This window comes from Methylobacterium sp. CM6241 (assembly GCF_054817845.1).
This window is the reverse complement of record NZ_CM139246.1, coordinates 2,274,921-2,293,327: the sequence shown is the minus strand read 5'-3', so window position 1 is coordinate 2,293,327 and position 18,407 is coordinate 2,274,921. Positions and strand designations below refer to the sequence as shown.

The following is an 18,407-nucleotide window of genomic DNA, read 5'->3' as shown; positions in this document are numbered from 1 at the left end:
ATGCGCACTGAAGCGGCAAAGCAACGACTGGCAAGGCAACGAACGAGAAGCGAAGGCGAGTTCCATCTCATCCCCCTCCTTGCCCACGTGTTGACAGCCCGCCATCATTGGCATACCAAATACCAACAGTAGACGCACAGAAAAAGCAAGTGCGCGGAACATCTCACGGACGGGGTTTGACCTTTCCGCGAAATGGAGGAAGCGATCACGATGATGCAATGCAGCATTCGCAACCGCAATATATTCCAGACGGAAGCCGAAATCGCGACCACGACTGCGAACGAAGCATCGCGCGTCTCAAGTGAAATCCCTCATCGCGTTTGACGGCCGTACCTGCTGCCTAAGTCGATGGACGACGTTTCACTCGAAGACGCGAAACAAGCCATGTCGGATCAAGCCAATTTCGCCGGTATCGACGTCTCTCAACTGATCGAAGCCGCCGGAGATGCCATCGTCGTCTCCGATCCGGACGGTGCGATCGTCGTGTGGAACGCGGCGGCGGAGAGGATCTTCGGGTTCTCGTCATCCGAGGCGCTCGGCCAATCCCTCGATCTGATCACCCCGGAACGCCAGCGCCAGCGTCACTGGGATGGTTACGCCAAGACAATGCGGACCGGCATCACCCGCTACGGCACCGAGGTGCTGCGCGTGCCGGCGCTTCACAAAGACGGCCGATCACTCTCGATCGCCTTCACCGTCGGACTCCTTCACGGTTCTGACGGCGCAGTGACCGGAATCCTCGCCATCATCCGCGATGAGACCCGGCGCTGGAACGACGAACGTCAGATGCGCAAGCGTCTGAGCGAACTCGAAAGCGCTGCCGTTTAAGTGGAGGCGCGAAAAGCTAAAGGTTTCGCCAGAATACCGGCCAACACGAGTTCCGGATCAGAACCGGACATTCGAACTATCCGATCCATTATCGTTGCATGACGATCGAAAGGGAGAACGTCGAGATGAGCAAGCCGCTTGAAGGCACCAAGATCATCGATTTCACGCACGTCCAGGCTGGCCCTGCTTGCACGCAGCTTCTCGCCTGGTTCGGCGCCGACGTCATCAAGGTCGAGCGTCCCGGTGCCGGAGACGTGACACGGACGCAGCTGCGCCACGTGGAGGATGCCGACGCCCTTTACTTCACCATGCTGAATTCGAACAAGCGTTCGCTGACCCTCGACACCAAGACCCCCGAGGGCAAGGAAGTTCTCGAGAACCTCATCAAGCAATCCGACGTGATGGTCGAGAATTTCGGTCCCGGTGCCCTCGACCGCATGGGCTTCTCTTGGGCCCGCATTCAAGAACTCAACCCGGGCATGATCCTGGCTTCGGTGAAGGGCTTCTCGGACGGCCACCATTACGAGGACCTGAAGGTCTACGAGAACGTCGCCCAATGCGCCGGCGGCGCCGCCTCCACCACCGGCTTCTGGGACGGCCCCCCCACTGTCAGCGCCGCCGCTCTCGGTGACTCGAACACCGGCATGCATCTCGCCATCGGCATCCTCACGGCGCTCCATCAGAAGAACAAGACCGGCAAGGGCCAGAAGGTCGCCGTGTCGATGCAGGATTCGGTGCTGAACCTCTGCCGTGTGAAGCTGCGCGACCAGCAGCGCCTCGACGCCCTTGGCTACCTCGAGGAATACCCCCAGTATCCGCATGGCGAGTTCACCGACGTGGTGCCGCGCGGCGGTAATGCGGGCGGCGGCGGGCAGCCGGGCTGGGTGCTGAAGTGCAAGGGCTGGGAAACCGACCCGAACGCCTACATCTACTTCACGATCCAGGGCCATGCCTGGGCCCCAATCTGCAAGGCGATCGGCCGCGAAGAGTGGATCGACGATCCGGCCTACAACACCGCCCGTGCCCGCCAGGACAAGATCATGGACATCTTCGGCACGATCGAGGAATGGCTCGCTGACAAGACCAAGTTCGAGGCCGTCGACATCCTGCGCAAGTTCGACATCCCGTGTTCGCCGGTCCTGTCGATGAAAGAGCTCTCGGTCGATCCGTCGCTGCGCGCCAGCGGCACCATCGTCGAGGTGCAGCACCCGAAGCTCGGCTCGTATCTCACCGTCGGAAGCCCGATCAAGTTCTCGGACATGCCGGTCGAGATCAAATCTTCGCCGCTCCTCGGAGAGCACACCGACGAAGTGCTGCTCGACCTCGGTTACACCCAGCAGCAGATCGAGCGCCTGCATCAGGCACGCGCCGTTTAAGAGAGATGCAAAGCGGCCCGTCCTCGGACGGGCCGTGGATTGAGGAAAACGGCGTGCCGCGAGGCGCGCCGTTTTCTTTTGGGATGGGACAAGGCCGCAGCAGGACGGCTGCGTCGTCGGCATCGTTGATCGAGCGCCGGCCCTGTTCGAGTGAACGACCTACGTACCGGGACGCACGGCTTCCTGCCCGAACGAGTTCGTCAAACGCCGCAGGTCGGCGGTGAGGATCAAGCGATGGATCGGCGCGACCGGCACCATGCAGACCCAATCAAAGGCATTGTGGATGACGACCGACGAGGTGATCCTGAGACGGCGACCGGAGGTCGCGAGACAGATCATGACGTCGAGGTGGCGGTCCCGCACGGTGAGAACCAGCATATCCGGGGCGCTGTGTTCCACCAGGAAGAAGTCCAACGTTTCACCCGCGTGCGCTTGGATCCGGCGTTCACCGGAAAAGCCGCCGATCGCCTTCACGCCAAAACGGGCCGCGATCGAATCTCTCAAGCGGAAGGCGAGCGACATGAGCGGTCGTGGCTCTGAAGTGATGAAATTCCAGTCCTGTATCGGAGTCATCGCCGAGGAGAGTACGACCGATCGCGAGTCGTCATAAACGAGCTGATCGCTCGGGCGCAGAAGCTGAACCGGCAGATCGACGGCCAAGGACTTTCCCCATCTCATTGGTGGGTCGGCCCTAGCATGACCGACGCGGATAATCGGCGGCGCGATGGGTGAACGAGCGCGGCCTGGGCCAAACCGGGCCCGGTAGCCGTGCGTTTATCCCCCTAAGGACGTGGTGCGGTCCTGTTGCCCTCCGATGGGATGCGTAACCGGGAGGCCGTTACGCGAGACATCCAGCGAGGCTGCGTCTTTCCCCTCCATCGCGAGTGCCCCGTAGGGGAGCCAGCCGGCGAAAGGTTCCAGATTGTCCTGCCCAGCGGGGCGATACCAACGCCAGACTTGGCGTGCCGCACTTGGGGCGTACCAGCGACCGGGGCGACCCTCGGCCAGGATCGGACCGAGGGTCAGGTGGTTGAGCCAGATCCGCTCCACGATCTGCGGGGCCGTGTGCATCGGGCGCCAGGTCGGCGGCATCGGACATCTCCTGCGAGGGCGATCACGGGGCGATGAAACGGGTGCGGGGGCCAGGACTTGGCGTCCGGCCCCCGCACTCTGTTCGTGGTCGGTGGCTCAGCCTGAGTTCAGGCAGCGACCACGCGGGGGGCAGGCTTGGTCTCGTCGGAGACGGCCAGCGCCTGGGCCACCACCCGCTTGCGCCAGGGCTTCAGCACGGCGATGGCGAGGAGGGATGCGAGGATGTTGGCGCCTGCGGCGACGAGGAAGACGCCGTCCCAGCTGGTGGTGGCCTGCTGGAGGTAGTTGGCGACCGGGACCAGGAGGGCGGCGGTGCCTTTGGCGGTGTAGAGCAGGCCGGCATTGGTGGCGGCGAACTTGGTGCCGAACGTGTCGGTGCAGGTGGAGGGGAAGAGGGAGTAGATCTCGCCCCAGGCGAAGAACACGAAGCCGGAGAGCAGGACGAACCACAGCGGGTCGTGGCCCCAGAGGTAGAGCATGTAGATGCCGAAGCCTTCCATGGCGAAGGCGATGAACATGGTGTTCTCGCGGCCGATCTTGTCGGAGACCCATCCGAAGAACGGGCGGGTCAGGCCGTTGAGCACGCGATCGATGGTGGCCGCGAAGGTGATGGCCACCATGGTGATGCCCATGATGGTGACCGGCACCTTGTCGACGCCGATATCGGAGGCGATGGGCTTGAGGTTGGCGGTGATCATCAGGCCGCCGGCGCCGACGATGACGAACATGAAGTACATGAGCCAGAAGATCGGCTGGCGGGCGACTTCGCCGGGGGTGTAGTTGCGCCGGGTCTGGATGATGTTGGCGTTGGCCACGACCTCCGGCACCTGGCCCTTCTTGGGCGAGGTGAAGAAGAAGGCGAGCGCGCAGACGACGAGGCCCTGGCCGATGCCGAAGTTGAAGAAGGCGGCCTGGAAACCGTGGTCGGCGATCATCCACTGGATCGGGGCGACGGTCAGCGCCGAGCCGGCGCCGAAGCCGGCGGCGATGATGCCGGCGGCCAGCCCCCGCTTGTCGGGGAACCACTTCAGGGCCGAGCCGACGCAGGTACCGTAGACGGCGCCGGCGCCGATGCCGGCGACGACCTGGCCGAGATAGAACATGTTGAGCGAGGCGGCGTAGGAGTTGATGACCCAGCCGATGCCGCAGAGCGCGCCGCCGAACAGCACGACCACGCGCGGGCCGTACTTGTCCACGAACCAGCCCTCGATCGGGACCAGCCAGGTCTCGAACAGCACGAACAGGGTGAAGGCCCACTGGATCGCCGCCCGGTCGAAGCCGAACTTCTTCTGGATGTCGGGGACGAAGAACGTCCAGCCGTATTGCAGGTTGGCGATCATCACCATGCAGATCACGCCGATCACCAGCTGACCCCAGCGGTATCCATCGGATACTCGCCCACTCGTTGTTTCCGCCCTCGTCATTGTCGTCCTCCGCGTTGTTCTGTTTTGCTTCACTCGAGGCGTAGGAGCCGGCTGCCCGGCTTTCGGTCTTGGCGAATGCCGACCCTTGGCGTCGTCAGCATTCTGGTATGTGGAATACCAGCCTCTCTCGTACGTATGAGTCCGTCAAGACCGAGTTGCAGAAAAATCGTCGCCGCAATGCAGCAAACAGGGATTAAACTCAAGATCTCGTACAGGCGATGAAGAATCTGTTTGAGCTATGCGAAAACAACATCTCGCGGACGCAAATACGGGTCTGCCATGCCCCTAAGTGCATATTGTTGCATAGGCGCAAATTTGCCGTGGAAACGAGGGGTACACCCCTCAACCACCGGATTTTTGCTGAGAAATCTGAAATCTGTACGCGATGGCTTTGCGCATGCCTTCAGGAACAGGCAATGCCATACCGGCCACGCAGCGACCGAGCCAAGCCGACGAGGACGTACATAGCCTACCCGCCTCGCCCTGGTCCGGCACCATAGTGCTCTTTCATTCATTGACAATCGGTATTTTGCATACCAGAGTCTGAGCTCAAGAAGCGATCCGGAAGGGGCGACGTCATGCCGGCGAGGCAGCAGACGGGCACTGGTGCAAGTCGCCTAAACTATATCCGAATGGATCGCTCGGTTCGCGATGCATTGAACATGTTGCATAATCCCGGGGTCGACGCTCTCGTCGTCATCGACGGCGCCCCTCTCACGGACGGTGCCATCGTCGGCATTATTACCGAGCGCGAGATCTTCCGTGCCATGGCATCGCGTGGCCTCGAAGTGCTCGACAGCCTTGTCTGGATGTGGGCGAAGGAAGATTTCGCGTCTGTCGACGTCAGCACGTCAAATGCCGACCGGCTTAAACTGTTCTGCGCTTATCAGACCGACCATATCGCAGTGACCGATGGTCTCGTCCTGACGTCGATCCAGAGCATTTGGAGCTGCGTCGATGCCATGTCTGATAGGAGTACCTCGGCTCACTCGTGATGCTCGACCAGGCATTCGGGGTGTTACAATCGAATGTAACGTCAGGTCGTCCAGAGGTTGCCGAGAGATTAAATGATGCGCAATCGATCTCGATCCTTCGTTGTTGCGCTGCGACGCACTCTCACCGCAGGTGCAGGATAAGATAACCCGCTTCTGATCATTGACCTCCATCGTTTTTGCATTCAAAATTTCGACACGATACCCTAGTGTTTCGGCCTTCTCGAAAGGTTCGATTCAAGCCGGGGATCGAGGCAAGGAGACGCTACGGGGCAGCGATCGTCGGTGAAACGCCGACCGCTCGCATCTCGTGGCCAACAGGGTTAGCAGCAATGCGTTACTTGGCCATTCTTGAATGCCCGGTCATCTTCAGCGGCGAATCCCCCAACGGGATGACCAGCATGGACATGTGTCCCTCGGCCGGGATTACGCGTGGACTGATCAGCCGCCATGTCAAAGTCATCGATTCAAGGGTGATCGCTGTCTGCATCTGGCAGAGCGAGTTCTGCGCCAAGCTCTACTTCAACGCGGAATGGTACGAGAAGGCCGAGGCACTCTGGGGTGACCGCTATCAGTTGCGGCTCGAGGCCATCGATGAGGAAGCGGTCGCCTGAGGCGTTCGAGGTCGCCGCGATGCATGGCCGCCCTGGAATTCACTGACTCTTGGAGGGGCCGGCCATGTCCATCATGGTGCCCCCGGCTACCGGCCCAGCTGATTTGCCTCCGCGCCCGGAGTTCGGCCCCTGGAATCCGGGGTTGGAATCGACGTTGCCCCGGGCGTTTCTGTCCCTCGAGACGCTCTTCAGACCGGACAACGTAGAAACCAGCCTCGACGATGCCCGCGAGATGAGTGACGTGAGTGGTCTGCCACTGACGCAGCTCGTGCTCTTCCGTGCTCAGCGTCTCGTGGTGCACGAAGTGCTTGTCCGCGTCATGGCCGATCTGTCGGTACCGGTCGGGCGCACTTATGGCGATCTCGGCGTCAACTTTCGGGCCATCGTCAGCACGATCCTGGACACCGGGATTGCGTCTCACGCGAATGAGATCGCTGACCTGCTCATTCAGATCCGGAGCGACGCCGCGCTCGTGCTCCAACGCGAACTGTCCGAGTTGTTCACCCCGAAGGTTGTCGGAGAACCGGCCCGCGGACAACCCTCCCTCTGGCAGCTGATCCTTGGCTCTCCCGAACCGGCCAGGCGGCAAAGGGAGCACGGTACGCCAGAGCAATGGGCCCTCCACCATCTCGACGCGTGGTACGCGCGTTGCGCCACGCCATCGGACTCCCTCGAAATGGCGGTTTGCGTCGCCCTGCGACAGGTGGTGACAAGCATCATCCGGCGTCGCGGCTTCTTGATCCGCGACACCGCGCTTCTCCACCGTCTCGTCTGCATCCTGGTCTCGAACCAGTATGGTAGCAGCCGGATCGGCCAGCTCATTGAACCATGGTTCCGCGAGGTCGTCGCACGGGAAGGCTACCGCTCATTGAGAGCCCAGACGCAGCCGGTGGTGATGAACGTCAAAGGTGCATCAGCTTCCGGCAAAAGCACGATCCGGCCTTATCAGCGTGCGCTCGCCGGGCAAGTCGGCCTCGACGAGTCGGATTTTGCTGTCATCACACCCGACGTCTGGCGCAAATTCCTGCTCGATTACGACAGCCTCGGTGCGGCCCGCCGCTATGCCGGTACGCTGACAGGACGCGAGGTCGAGATCATCGATCGCAAGCTCGACCGTCACATGGCGGTGAAGGCTGCGGAGGGGCGCATCTCACATCTTCTGATCGACCGGTTCCGGTTCGACAGTTTCACCGTCGATCCCGGAGCAGAGGATGGCAGCCAACTCCTGACCCGCTTCGGCCATTGCGTCTACATGCAGTTCATGATCACGCCGCCGGAGGCAACCGTCGAGCGGGCGTGGAAACGCGGCGAACAATTCGGCCGTTACAAAGCTGTCGAAGATCTGCTCGCACACAACGTCGAAGCCTATACCGGCATGCCACGGCTCTTTTTCACCTGGGCACTCAGGTCAGACAAGCGGGTCCATTTCGAATTTCTGGACAATAGCGTACCGGAAGGTGAACGTCCCCGAACCGTTGCCTTCGGCATCAACGGCACGATGAATATCCTCGACCTGAAATTTCTCTTCGACATCGATCGGTACCGCAAAATCGATATCTCCGCGCGGTCCGCGCAGGAGGTCTATGCCGCTGCCGGTTCAATGGCGCCTTCGGACAACATGAGCTTTCTGCGCGATTGTATCCGCCGGATGACCACGATCTGTTTCGCGGATTTCGGGACGGGACACGTCTATGCCAAGCTTCACCAGGGGCGCCTGACCCATCTCGCCGCGGATATCGCGGAGCGGGCGGTCGAGAACGCGGAATTGAAGGCGACTCTCGGAGCGATAGGCGTATCGGAAGTTTCACTTCCCATGCCCGAACCCGGCGAGATCCTTCGTCGTGAAGAGGCTCAGACATTGGGCCGCTGGGGTGACGCATTCTAGGCTCTTATGGTCCTGAACGCGTATGCAACGCGTGCGATGGATGCGGCCAAGGCCCAAGCAATGCGGTGAATATAAAGTCCGTTGGGCCAGGTCCACCCGAACGGGTTGGCGGAATGAACTCAGCGTCTGCCCGAGGCCCTGACACGCTCCGATATGCGCCAGCGACATGAGTGGTCGAAGGAATGTGGTATATCAGTTTGCGGTGCAGCATGGCATCAGGGTGATGCAACGCCCTCCGGGAGCCCGCCATGTTCGCCACTCTCTTCGCCGCCGTGATCGTCATGATCGCGCTTCAGGTCCTTCTCGTAGTGAAGGCCGCCGATCTTCTCTCGGCACACGCAGACAAGAGCCGCGTCGAAAACCGCGATTACGTTCCAGGCTCGGCAGGTCGCTTCACCGGTATCGCCTGACGGATCGTCTTCGCCTGAAAGAGCGCGGCATCGAGCCTATCCGGCCGACACCGCGCTGAGTCAGGAGGAGCTTCACGTCATGCGCGCAAGCCGAGATGTTAAGACAGGCGGCCCGCGCTTCGTTCAGGGACAGATCATTCGGCTGCAATCCTCTGGATGGCGCCGATCGCCCCTGATTCCGAGATCTTGAGGCGGTCGCTCTCGGAATAACCGAGGACATCTCGCAGGATCTCGTCCGTATGCTCGCCCAACAGGGGCGAGCGCTTGACCTCGACCTGGCTCGCCGAAAGCCGGATCGGGTTTCCCACGGTCAAGTACTTGCCGCGCTCCGGATGGTCGACTTCGACCACCGTGCCGGATTTCCTCAGCGATTCGTCCTCGGCGATCTCCTTCATCGAAAGGATTGGACCGCAGGGAACGTGAAGCGCGTTGAGCGTTTCCATCGCCTCGAACTTGGTCTTCGACATCGTCCAGGCTTCGACCCGGGTGAAAATCTCATTCAGATGCGGCAGCCGCGCTTTCGGCGTCGCGTAATCGGGATGCGTCTTCCATGTCGGCTCGCCGATGACATCGCAGATCGGCTCCCAGACCGCGCCTTGCGCGATGAAGTAGATGTAGGCGTTGGGATCGGTCTCCCAGCCCTTGCACTTCAGGATGCGACCGGGCTGGCCACCGCCGGAATCGTTGCCCGCACGCGGCACCGAATCGCCAAAACCGATCCCCTCCCCGTACTGGCTGTATTCCTTGAGCGGTCCGCGCTCCAGCCGCTGCTGGTCGCGCAGCTTGACCCGGCAGAGGTTGAGAACGCCGTCCTGCATGGCGCAATCGACCTTCTGGCCGACGCCGGAATGCGTCCGTTGGTAGAGGGCGGTGACGATGCCGAGGGCGAGATGGAGGCCGGTGCCGGAATCACCGATCTGGGCCCCTGACACCATCGGGATATCGGTACGAAACCCAGTGGTGGAGGCCGCACCTCCTACGCATTGGGCGACGTTCTCGTAGACTTTGCAATTCTCATAGGCGCCCGGCCCGAAGCCCTTCACCGAAGCGAGGATCATGCGCGGGTTGGCTTCATGAATCGCCTCCCAGGTCAGTCCCATCCGGGCAAGCGCGCCGGGAGCGAAATTCTCCACGAGAACGTCACACTGCTTCACCAACCGCCACATCACCTCGATCCCCTTGGGGTTCTTGGTGTCGAGCGTGATGGAACGCTTATTGTGGTTCAGCATCGTGAAATAGAGGCTGTCCACATCGGGAATGTCTTGGAGCTGTTGGCGTGTGGCATCGCCGACGCCTGGACGCTCGACCTTGATCACGTCCGCGCCGAACCAAGCCAGGAGCTGGGTACAGGTCGGGCCGGACTGGACATGAGTGAAGTCGAGGATCTTCACGCCTTCGAGGGCATTCATAGGACTCTTCCGCGTTGAAGGGCGTTCGGCGGATATGGGCACCGGCCGCCCCGGCGTCGCTGACGCGGGAGCGGCCGGACGGACCGACGGCCTACTTCTTCTTTTTCACTGCGCTCTGCGGGTTGAGGCTGCCGATATTGCCGCTTTCGGTGCCGGCCTCCGGGTCGATCACCGCGTTGATGAGGGTCGGGCGGCCCGAATCCATCGCGGCGTTGACGGCCTGAGAGAGCTCGTCCGGCGTCGTCGCGTTGACGCCAACACCGCCGAAGGCTTCCATCATCTTGTCGTAACGGGAATCCCGGACGAAGACGGTCGTTCCTGGATCGCGGCCGGTCGGATCCGTATCGGTGCCGCGGTAGATGCCGTTATTGTTGAACACGACGATACAGACCGGCAGGTTGTAGCGGCAGATCGTTTCCACCTCCATGCCCGAGAAGCCGAAGGCGCTGTCGCCCTCCACCGCGAGGACGGGCTTACCGGTCTCGACAGCGGCGGCGATGGCGAAGCCCATGCCGATGCCCATGATGCCCCAGGTACCGACATCGAGGCGCTTGCGCGGCTGATACATGTCGATGATGCCACGGGCGAGATCGAGGGTATTGGCCCCCTCGTTGACGAGGATGGCGTCCGGACGTTCGGCGATGATGGTCTTCAGCGCGCCGAGTGCGCCGTGGAAATCCATCGGCGTCGAATTCTTGCGGAGCTTCGACGCCATCTTGGCGAGGTTCTCTTCCTTCTTGGCAGAGATGGCATCGGTCCAGGATGATGGCGGGGCCTGCCAATCGCCCTTCATCCCGTCGAGAAGCGCGGTGACACAGGAGCCGATATCGCCGACGACGGGCGCCACGATCTCGACGTTCGAATCCATTTCCTTCGGTTCGATGTCGATCTGGATGAACTTCTTCGAGCCGGGGGCGCCCCAGGTCTTGCCCTTGCCGTGGGAGAGCAGCCAGTTGAGGCGCGCGCCCACCAGCAGGACGACATCGGCCTCCTTGAGGACGAGCGAACGGGCAGCACCCGCCGATTGCGGATGGGTGTCGGGCAGGAGGCCCTTGGCCATGCTCATGGGCACGTAGGGGATGCCGCTGGTTTCCACGAGAGCCCGAACCTCGTCGTCGGCCTGCGCATAGGCCGCGCCCTTGCCGAGCACGATGAGGGGGCGTTTGGCGCTCTTCAGGACATCGAGTGCGCGCTTGATCGCAGAGGGGGCCGGCAGCTGGGCCGGGGCCGCATCGATGACCTTGACCAGCGACTTGGCGCCGGCATCGGCCTCCATCACCTGAGAGAAAAGCTTGGCAGGTAGATCGAGATAGACGCCGCCGGGGCGGCCCGAAACGGCGGCCCGGATGGCCCGTGCGACGGCAATGCCGATGTCGGCGGCGTGAAGAACGCGGAAGGCGGCCTTGCACAGGGGCTTGGCGATGGCGAGCTGGTCCATCTCTTCGTAATCGCCCTGCTGGAGATCGACGATCTCACGCTCCGACGAGCCGGAAATAAGGATCATCGGGAAGCAGTTAGTCGTGGCGTTGGCCAGGGCCGTGAGGCCGTTGAGGAAGCCCGGCGCGGAAACCGTAAGGCAGATGCCGGGCTTCTTCGTCAGGAAGCCCGCGATGGCGGCGGCGTTGCCAGCATGCTGCTCATGGCGAAAGGAGATGACCCGCATTCCTGCGGCCTGGGCGAGGCGACCGAGATCGGTGATTGGAATGCCGGGCACGCCGTAGATCGTGTTGATGTCATTGAGCTTCAGCGCGTCGATGACGAGGTGGAAGCCATCGGTGAGTTCCGGCTCGGCCGAAACGTCGACATCGATTCTCTGGGCCAAAGCTGACATCGTGTTCTCTCCCTGGTTCTTTGACGTTTTATTTTGATTGGCGGTCCGCAAAGTCGGCGAACCGATGACGTGAACTTTTCCGCCGCGGGATTTGGTTCTCTCGTGCGGCGCAAACCCGATTGGGATGCGGCTTCGGAGACCGCGGGATTCCTCGACGTTAGATCGTCGTCCTGGCAGTGACTTTGGAGTTGGCGTTGCAGTGAAGTCGGCCAGCGTGACGTTTCATTCTCCCTCGACGGGGCGTGGATTTTCTTCAACGGGAATCCAAAAATTTATGATCTCTTTGGGTATTCCGCGCAGCTTAATCTTTGCGGTGACTTGATGGGGTCGATGGTGGACACAACCAAATCACCATGTTTTATAATGCCTACCGCCAGTCGAGCGGCGTTCGCCGGCTGGCGATCCCGCGCTTGCCTCGAACTGAAAAGACGCTTTGACCCGATCTAACGGTCAAGAACTGCTGTAAGCCCTCCGACCCGATAGGCAATTGGTGGCATACCAAATACCAACTGTCAAACGGATTTGCACGATTGTGCCGATCAGCATCGGATCGCTCGAACGCGAGGCTTCGCATGGCCGGTCGACACGGGAAGAATACAACTCCTTCCTTCATGGTAATCGGAAGTCTGCTCTTCGACCCGTAGCGAGGAAAGCGCCACTCAGCTTATGTTAAGAGCTTTGAGCGGGCCGAGGCATTCCTTGTATTTCAAACGCGAGTTTGGCATGCTTCACACCAAGTGTGCTCGCCCGCGTGTGCGAGTTTAAATTATTCTAGGTGGCATGAAAAATGGTTAAAACCGACACATTTCAAGTAAAGCCTATCGTTGCGACTTCAAGCTTGCGTGCATTGGCTTATGACGCGCTCAAAGAAGCAATCACGAACATGAACATTTATAATCAGCGTGAAGAGGTTCGCCTGGATGAGCGAAAGCTGTCCTTGAACCTTGGCGTGAGCCGCACCCCTGTGCGCGAAGCGCTGACGGTATTGGAGCAGGAAGGCTTCGTGCGGTTCGAGGCCCGTCGCGGTGTCTTCGTCATCAAGAAGTCGAAGAAAGAAATTGTCAGCATGATCCAGGCTTGGTCTGCCTTGGAGAGCATGGCTGCGCGCCTCGCCTGCGAGCGGGCCACCGACGAACAACTTCACTGCCTGCGTGAGCACTTTCCAGAATTCTATGAAGGGCGCCCGTCGGATCATCTCGACGAGTATTCGGAAGCCAACATTCGCTTCCACCAGAAGATCATTTCGCTCGGCCAGTGCGACGTGATCAAAGACATCACCAGCAACCTGCTGATGCATGTCCGCGGTATTCGCAACACCGCGCTGCGTCAGGGGGAACGCGCGGCCAATTCGATCAAGGAACACGTGGCGATCATCAAGGCATTGGAAGCGCGGGATGCAGATCTGGCGGAACGCCTCGTGCGCGAGCACGGCCTCGGCCTAGCCAGCCATGTCGAGAAATATGGTGACTATCTCGACTGATCGACGCTGCCGCCAGAGTACCCGCCACATCGCATGGCTCCCCGGCCGTCGGTGACCGACAAAGTCATCGGCGGGGACTGGGCGCGCGGCTCCGCCGGACACCGCGAAGGCCCGCCATAAAGGGGCGGGGTAAGCCCCCGCGGCACGAAGCCCCTTCGGATGATTGAAGGGCCCGGCGGGTGATACCGGCGGACGCCAAGCCGGCCCGCGGTAAGGCGCCTTGAGCGGAACATTGCGCGTCAGGAACAAACTCTACCACCGGGTTAACGGAACCCTTGCAGAACACTTGCGGAACGTTTACCGTGTTCGTGTTTTGTTTCAGCGGCGTTAGTCGCGGCCATTGGCTTCAGTGGAAGAGTGATCTGTATGTTGACGCGTAAGCAGCTGGATCTTCTCCAATTCATCCAACAACGGATGCAGGAGAGTGGCGTCCCGCCCTCCTTCGACGAGATGAAGGACGCCCTCGATCTCAAATCGAAGTCGGGGATCCACCGGTTGATCACGGCCCTCGAAGAGCGCGGATTTCTGCGTCGTTTGCCGAATCGCGCCAGGGCGATCGAAGTGATCCGGATGCCTGAGAGCCTGACCGGTGCACCGGCGTCGAAGCCCGCTCCCGCCGGTGAAGTTCGCCGCTTCACGCCGAGCGTCGTCGAAGGCGGTCGGTCCAAGGCGATGCCGTCCCTGCGCCAGCCAACGACCCAGGCCCAGGACGAGAGCGGCAGGTCGATCACGATCCCGGTCATGGGACGGATCGCGGCCGGCACGCCGATCTCCGCCATACAGAACCAGAGCCATTCCGTGACGCTATCACCGGACTTCCTGGCCGGCGGCGAACATTACGCTCTGGAGGTCCGTGGCGATTCGATGATCGAAGCGGGTATCCTCGACGGTGATCTTGTCGTGATCAAGAAGCAGGACACTGCGAATACCGGCGACATCATCGTTGCCCTCATCGACGATGAAGAGGCCACATTGAAGCGCCTGCGTCGCCGCGGTTCCTCCATCGCTCTGGAAGCGGCAAACCCAGCCTACGAGACGAGGGTTCTGGGTCCGGATCGTGTTCAGATCCAGGGGCGACTCGTCAGCCTGGTCCGTCGTTACTGAAGCCCGTCCGACTGCGTTTCGGATGACGGATCGCCGTCGTCGCCCTCGGGTTCTATGGGTTTCGGACTTGGTCCCGATTCCTTCGGAGGCGAAGGGGACGGCGTGACGACGGCGACCGCCCGCCGCCATGGCGGACGAGAATGAGGTTGGTGGGCGGACGTGACCTGCGGTCCTTCGGGGCCGTAACGGATGGCGGTGGCGCCGCGTAGAGCCAGGTATGCGCGATCGATGACGAAGCCGGCCCTGCAGTCTTTGGGAGCGTCCCGGCGGGCGATGATCACACTCGCCCGTTCGCAATCCTCCGCGAAGGCCCGCTTGTCCTTGACGAGGGCGACGATCCGACCCGGCCCTAACTCGACGACGCATCCGACGGTATCGCATCGGCTTCTCGGCGAGGCTGCGACGGCGGCGACCTTCCGCGAATCGCCATCCGCCTTGAGCCATTGTTCGAGGACGAAGGCCGGCGGGCTGCCGAGAATGCTCAATCGGCCGTCCCCGTCGCGGAAGGCTGCACCGCCACCCTCACGGTCGATGTAGACGTCGTAACGCGGCGGCATGGTAGCGAGCACGACACCGAGAGCGGCCGGAGCAAGGCCGATCCAGCGTAAGCTCGAGACGGGAAGTGCCAGCAGGAGCAGGGCGAGAGCAAGCAGGCAGAGTGCCGTGCTGCCATAGGCCGGGACGACGAGGGTGGCGTGTCCGAACCCGCTGATCCAGCCGGAGATCGTGAGCATCCCGCGTACGGCGAGCCCCATCGCCCACCAGACCGGCTGGTCCAGTGCGAAGGGATAGGCGAGGATCCCAAGAACCGCCGCCGGCATCACCGCCAGGGAGACGAGGGGCAAGGTCAGGGCATTGCCGACGATGCCGAAGGGCTGGACGGTCTGGAAGTGATAGGTTGCGAAGGGCGCCGTGGCGATCTGGGCGATCAAGGTCGTCGCCAGCGTGCCAAGGATCGCGACAGCCAGAAACCGCCAGGTTCGGGCCAAGAGGCCCGCACCTTCGCGTGGCGGCATCCAGCGATTGAGCGCACCGGCGCAAGCGATGAGGCCGGCTACCGCGCCGAAGGACATCTGAAAGCTCGGGCCGAGAATCCCGTCCGGCTCTCGCGCGAGGGCGATGAGGGCAGCGAGCGCGAGGTTTCGCATGCTCAAAGCCGGGCGATCTACCAGGATCGCGCCGAGCATCACCAACGTCATGATGAGCGAGCGTTCGGCAGCGATATCCCAGCCCGAGAAGACGCAATAGGCCGTGACACCCACCATGGCGAAACCGGCGGCGATCTTCTTGATCGGCCAAACCAGGGCGAGCCCCGGAACGAGGGCGAGCAGCGCGCGGACGAGCCAGAACACGACGCCAGCTGCGAGCACCATGTGGAGGCCGGAAATCGAGACGACGTGGTAGATTCCCGCCGCACGCAGAACCTCGTTGGTCTCGGCATTGATGAGGCCGCGCTTGCCCGTTACGAGGGCGGCGGCCACCGCGCCGGCCTGCCCGCCATTGGCGTCGGTGATGCGCCGGGTCAGCGCGTTGCGGGCGTCGTCTACGGCGGCTGCCAGCGCTACGGAGCGCGGCAAAGGCCTGGGCGGAGGCTTGACGTCGATCTTGCCTACCAGGGAACCGACGGCACCGATCCCGCGAAAATAGGCATCCCGGGCGAAATCATATCCGCCGGGGCGGGCCGCGTCGGGCGGCGGCAGGAGCCGTGCCGTCGCCGAAATGAAATCGCCGGGCTTCAGCGCAAGGGCCTTCTTGTAGGAAACGCGGACCCGCGTGGGCCGGCGATCCGGCGGGAGGTTGCCGAAACTTTCCACGAGAACGATCAGGCGGGCGCCGACTTCCCGTTCGTCGAGGGCTTCCACCAATCCGGTGAGCGGGGCAATCGTCGTCCGGGCCAGGACGGGTGCCGCTACGACCTGCATCCGCAAGGTGGCGGCTGCGAAGCCCAGGAAGGCTGCGGCAAGTCCGAGAACCAATGCCAAGGCCACGGGCCTCGAACCGAGGCGAAGTGCGAGGGCAGAGAGTGCGGACGCGACGAGGAGGGGTGCTGCCAGCGCCGGCTGACCATCCGTGGCGGTGAAACAGACGAGGATGCCAAAACCGAACGTGACGGCAAGCCAGGGAAACAGGCGCCTCTGTTCGGATTCCTGAACCAGCCCGTCGACGATCCAGCGTCTAATCGCGCCGATCAGGATCGCGGGTGAGCGTGACGAGGCCAAGGCGGCACCCGTCGCACCCGTGGCTCGCGCACTGGCCTGCGCCATCTCCGGCTGCGTCTCTCCTCACGGCTCACGAAGCGCGAGAGATGCCGCCCGCGCGAAATCGTCCCCGTTTCGCGACTCGGCGCCACGCTTTCTTAACGTCATCGAAAACGCATGCTACATGCGCCGATCCGGGCCGGTCGATCCGCCCTCTCACTTCACGCACAAGTTTAACCGCCCGATGTCGTCACCCGTCGTTACGCGCTTTGCCCCCTCCCCTACGGGGTACCTGCATATCGGGGGAGCGCGCACGGCGCTCTTCAACTGGCTTTATGCCCGTCATTTCGGCGGCAGAATGCTGCTGCGCATCGAGGATACCGATCGGGAGCGCTCGACCCAGGGCGCCATCGATGCGATTCTCGACGGGCTCCGCTGGCTCGGGCTCGATTGGGATGGGGACGTCGTCTACCAGTTCGCCCGCGCCGCGCGGCACCGCGAGATAGCGGAAAGCCTGCTCGCTTCGGGCAACGCCTATCATTGCTACGCGACGCCGGACGAACTTACCGCCATGCGCGAAGCCGCGCGGGCCGAGGGACGTCCCATGCGCTATGACGGGCGTTGGCGCGACCGCGATCCTTCGGAGGCACCGGCGGGCGTGAAGCCGGTCATCCGCCTGCGCGCCCCATCCGAGGGCGAGACGGTGGTGGAGGATCAGGTTCAGGGCCGCGTAACCTGGGCCAACAAGGATCTCGACGACCTCGTCCTCCTCCGTTCCGACGGCAATCCGACCTACATGCTCGCGGTCGTCGTCGACGATCACGACATGGGCGTCACCCATGTGATCCGTGGCGACGACCACCTCACGAACGCCGCACGGCAGGGCCAGATCTATGATGCGCTCGGTTGGTCCGCACCCATCATGGCCCATATCCCGCTCATCCACGGTGCTGACGGCGCCAAGCTCTCGAAGCGCCACGGCGCGCTCGGGGTCGATGCTTATCGCGACCTCGGCTACCTGCCCGCCGCCTTGCGCAACTACCTCGTCCGCCTCGGCTGGAGCCATGGCGACCAGGAGGTGTTCTCGACGGAGGAGATGATCGCTGCCTTCGATCTCAAGTCGATCGGACGCTCCGCTGCCCGTTTCGACTTCGCCAAGCTCGAGAACCTCAATGGGCTCTACATCCGCGGCGCGGAGGATGCCGTACTGATCGATGCGATCGAGACGATCCTGCCGGCCCTCGCCGCCGACCGCGGATTACCCACGACCCTATCCCCCGAGCTCCGTGACAAGCTGCGGGCGGCGATGCCCGGCCTGAAGGAGCGCGCCAAGACTCTGGTCGAGCTTCTCGACAGCGCCTATTACCTCACCGCCTCCCGGCCGCTCAATCTCGATGACAAAGCGAAGACACTGCTGAGCGAAGAGGCCCGCCAGCGCCTCGCCGCGATCCTGCCGGCTCTCGGCGACCTTCCGGAATGGAACGCGGCCTCCACGGAAGGGGCCGTGCGCCGGTTCGCGGAGGAGAACGCACTCAAACTCGGCCTGATCGCGCAGCCCCTGCGGGCCGCGCTGACCGGGCGCGCGACCTCACCCCCGGTTTTCGACGTAATGGCCGTACTCGGACGGGATGAATGTCTGGGCCGCTTGGCCGATCAGGGGGCGTCCGCCTGATCGCATGCATCGAACCGGTGACAGATCGGCCCGGTTTTCGCTTCAGGGATAGCGTGGAGAGGGGGATCGGTTGAAGGCGGTGGGCCGATCCG

At 62.4% G+C, this 18,407-nt stretch carries 15 protein-coding genes; 9 read left to right on the top strand and 6 right to left on the bottom strand.

Annotated features, from left to right (window positions below):
* Window positions 1-384 precede the first annotated feature (384 nt).
* Together ACYQR9_RS10605 and frc (ACYQR9_RS10600) are read left to right on the top strand one after the other, a co-directional pair.
* A complete protein-coding gene (locus ACYQR9_RS10605; RefSeq protein WP_056426967.1) occupies window positions 385-828 on the top strand; it encodes a PAS domain-containing protein in 444 nt (147 codons plus the stop codon).
* A 125-nt stretch (window positions 829-953) separates the two neighbouring features.
* Entirely contained in the window at window positions 954-2,204 is a 1,251-nt protein-coding gene (gene frc, locus ACYQR9_RS10600) for a formyl-CoA transferase (protein WP_056427099.1), read from the top strand.
* A gap of 159 nt (window positions 2,205-2,363) precedes the next feature.
* On the opposite strand, the gene ACYQR9_RS10595 is transcribed toward frc (ACYQR9_RS10600), so the two are convergent.
* From ACYQR9_RS10595 to oxlT, 3 genes are all read right to left on the bottom strand, one after another.
* Window positions 2,364-2,864 (bottom strand): DUF2867 domain-containing protein, encoded by a 501-nt coding sequence (locus ACYQR9_RS10595; RefSeq protein ID WP_207412360.1) that lies wholly within the window; start codon window positions 2,862-2,864, stop codon window positions 2,364-2,366.
* Window positions 2,865-2,978: 114 nt separating this feature from the next.
* A complete protein-coding gene (locus ACYQR9_RS10590) occupies window positions 2,979-3,296 on the bottom strand; it encodes a hypothetical protein (RefSeq protein WP_207412359.1) in 318 nt (105 codons plus the stop codon).
* Between the two features lie 107 nt (window positions 3,297-3,403).
* The gene (oxlT, locus tag ACYQR9_RS10585) at window positions 3,404-4,720 is read right to left on the bottom strand and encodes an oxalate/formate MFS antiporter (RefSeq protein WP_461229539.1); all 1,317 of its coding nucleotides are present in this window, start codon (window positions 4,718-4,720) and stop codon (window positions 3,404-3,406) included.
* A 632-nt stretch (window positions 4,721-5,352) separates the two neighbouring features.
* Here oxlT and ACYQR9_RS10580 point away from each other — a divergent pair.
* From ACYQR9_RS10580 to ACYQR9_RS10565, 4 genes are all read left to right on the top strand, one after another.
* The gene (locus ACYQR9_RS10580) at window positions 5,353-5,715 is read left to right on the top strand and encodes a CBS domain-containing protein (RefSeq protein WP_461229538.1); all 363 of its coding nucleotides are present in this window, start codon (window positions 5,353-5,355) and stop codon (window positions 5,713-5,715) included.
* Window positions 5,716-6,185: 470 nt separating this feature from the next.
* A complete protein-coding gene (locus tag ACYQR9_RS10575; protein ID WP_246748011.1) occupies window positions 6,186-6,326 on the top strand; it encodes a hypothetical protein in 141 nt (46 codons plus the stop codon).
* Window positions 6,327-6,390: 64 nt separating this feature from the next.
* Window positions 6,391-8,211: a DEAD/DEAH box helicase family protein gene (locus ACYQR9_RS10570; RefSeq protein ID WP_461229537.1), complete on the top strand. Its 1,821-nt coding sequence runs from the start codon at window positions 6,391-6,393 to the stop codon at window positions 8,209-8,211.
* A 248-nt stretch (window positions 8,212-8,459) separates the two neighbouring features.
* Entirely contained in the window at window positions 8,460-8,621 is a 162-nt protein-coding gene (locus tag ACYQR9_RS10565) for a hypothetical protein (RefSeq protein ID WP_461224999.1), read from the top strand.
* A 134-nt stretch (window positions 8,622-8,755) separates the two neighbouring features.
* Here the strand turns inward: ACYQR9_RS10565 and frc (ACYQR9_RS10560) are convergent, their stop codons facing one another.
* Together frc (ACYQR9_RS10560) and oxc are read right to left on the bottom strand one after the other, a co-directional pair.
* Entirely contained in the window at window positions 8,756-10,030 is a 1,275-nt protein-coding gene (gene frc, locus ACYQR9_RS10560; RefSeq protein WP_461229536.1) for a formyl-CoA transferase, read from the bottom strand.
* Between the two features lie 91 nt (window positions 10,031-10,121).
* Complete coding sequence (gene oxc, locus ACYQR9_RS10555; RefSeq protein ID WP_461229535.1) at window positions 10,122-11,861, bottom strand: oxalyl-CoA decarboxylase; 1,740 nt, start codon at window positions 11,859-11,861, stop codon at window positions 10,122-10,124.
* A 787-nt stretch (window positions 11,862-12,648) separates the two neighbouring features.
* On the opposite strand from oxc, the gene ACYQR9_RS10550 reads away from it, so the two are divergent.
* Both ACYQR9_RS10550 and lexA read left to right on the top strand, forming a co-directional pair.
* Entirely contained in the window at window positions 12,649-13,341 is a 693-nt protein-coding gene (locus ACYQR9_RS10550; protein WP_056430919.1) for a GntR family transcriptional regulator, read from the top strand.
* 366 nt (window positions 13,342-13,707) lie between these two features.
* The gene (gene lexA, locus ACYQR9_RS10545) at window positions 13,708-14,445 is read left to right on the top strand and encodes a transcriptional repressor LexA (protein WP_311275128.1); all 738 of its coding nucleotides are present in this window, start codon (window positions 13,708-13,710) and stop codon (window positions 14,443-14,445) included.
* Here the strand turns inward: lexA and ACYQR9_RS10540 are convergent.
* Window positions 14,439-16,709: a ComEC/Rec2 family competence protein gene (locus ACYQR9_RS10540; protein ID WP_461229534.1), complete on the bottom strand. Its 2,271-nt coding sequence runs from the start codon at window positions 16,707-16,709 to the stop codon at window positions 14,439-14,441. The two genes, lexA and ACYQR9_RS10540, sit on opposite strands and share 7 nt — an antisense overlap.
* Window positions 16,710-16,887: 178 nt before the next feature.
* Between ACYQR9_RS10540 and gltX the strand changes: the two genes are divergently transcribed.
* Entirely contained in the window at window positions 16,888-18,315 is a 1,428-nt protein-coding gene (gene gltX, locus ACYQR9_RS10535) for a glutamate--tRNA ligase (RefSeq protein ID WP_461229533.1), read from the top strand.
* The last annotated feature ends 92 nt before the right edge of the window (window positions 18,316-18,407 follow it).

Excerpts from the sequence above, each read along its gene's own strand:
- ACYQR9_RS10605 (WP_056426967.1), top strand. The coding sequence starts at position 385 with ATGTCGGATCAAGCCAATTTCGCCGGTATCGACGTCTCTCAACTGATC.
- ACYQR9_RS10590 (WP_207412359.1), bottom strand. The coding sequence starts at position 3,296 with ATGCCGCCGACCTGGCGCCCGATGCACACGGCCCCGCAGATCGTGGAG.
- lexA (WP_311275128.1), top strand. The coding sequence starts at position 13,708 with ATGTTGACGCGTAAGCAGCTGGATCTTCTCCAATTCATCCAACAACGG.
- ACYQR9_RS10565 (WP_461224999.1), top strand. The coding sequence starts at position 8,460 with ATGTTCGCCACTCTCTTCGCCGCCGTGATCGTCATGATCGCGCTTCAG.
- frc (WP_461229536.1), bottom strand. The coding sequence starts at position 10,030 with ATGAATGCCCTCGAAGGCGTGAAGATCCTCGACTTCACTCATGTCCAG.
- ACYQR9_RS10540 (WP_461229534.1), bottom strand. The coding sequence starts at position 16,709 with ATGGCGCAGGCCAGTGCGCGAGCCACGGGTGCGACGGGTGCCGCCTTG.
- oxlT (WP_461229539.1), bottom strand. The coding sequence starts at position 4,720 with ATGACGAGGGCGGAAACAACGAGTGGGCGAGTATCCGATGGATACCGC.
- oxc (WP_461229535.1), bottom strand. The coding sequence starts at position 11,861 with ATGTCAGCTTTGGCCCAGAGAATCGATGTCGACGTTTCGGCCGAGCCG.
- gltX (WP_461229533.1), top strand. The coding sequence starts at position 16,888 with ATGTCGTCACCCGTCGTTACGCGCTTTGCCCCCTCCCCTACGGGGTAC.
- ACYQR9_RS10580 (WP_461229538.1), top strand. The coding sequence starts at position 5,353 with ATGGATCGCTCGGTTCGCGATGCATTGAACATGTTGCATAATCCCGGG.
- ACYQR9_RS10550 (WP_056430919.1), top strand. The coding sequence starts at position 12,649 with ATGGTTAAAACCGACACATTTCAAGTAAAGCCTATCGTTGCGACTTCA.
- ACYQR9_RS10570 (WP_461229537.1), top strand. The coding sequence starts at position 6,391 with ATGTCCATCATGGTGCCCCCGGCTACCGGCCCAGCTGATTTGCCTCCG.
- frc (WP_056427099.1), top strand. The coding sequence starts at position 954 with ATGAGCAAGCCGCTTGAAGGCACCAAGATCATCGATTTCACGCACGTC.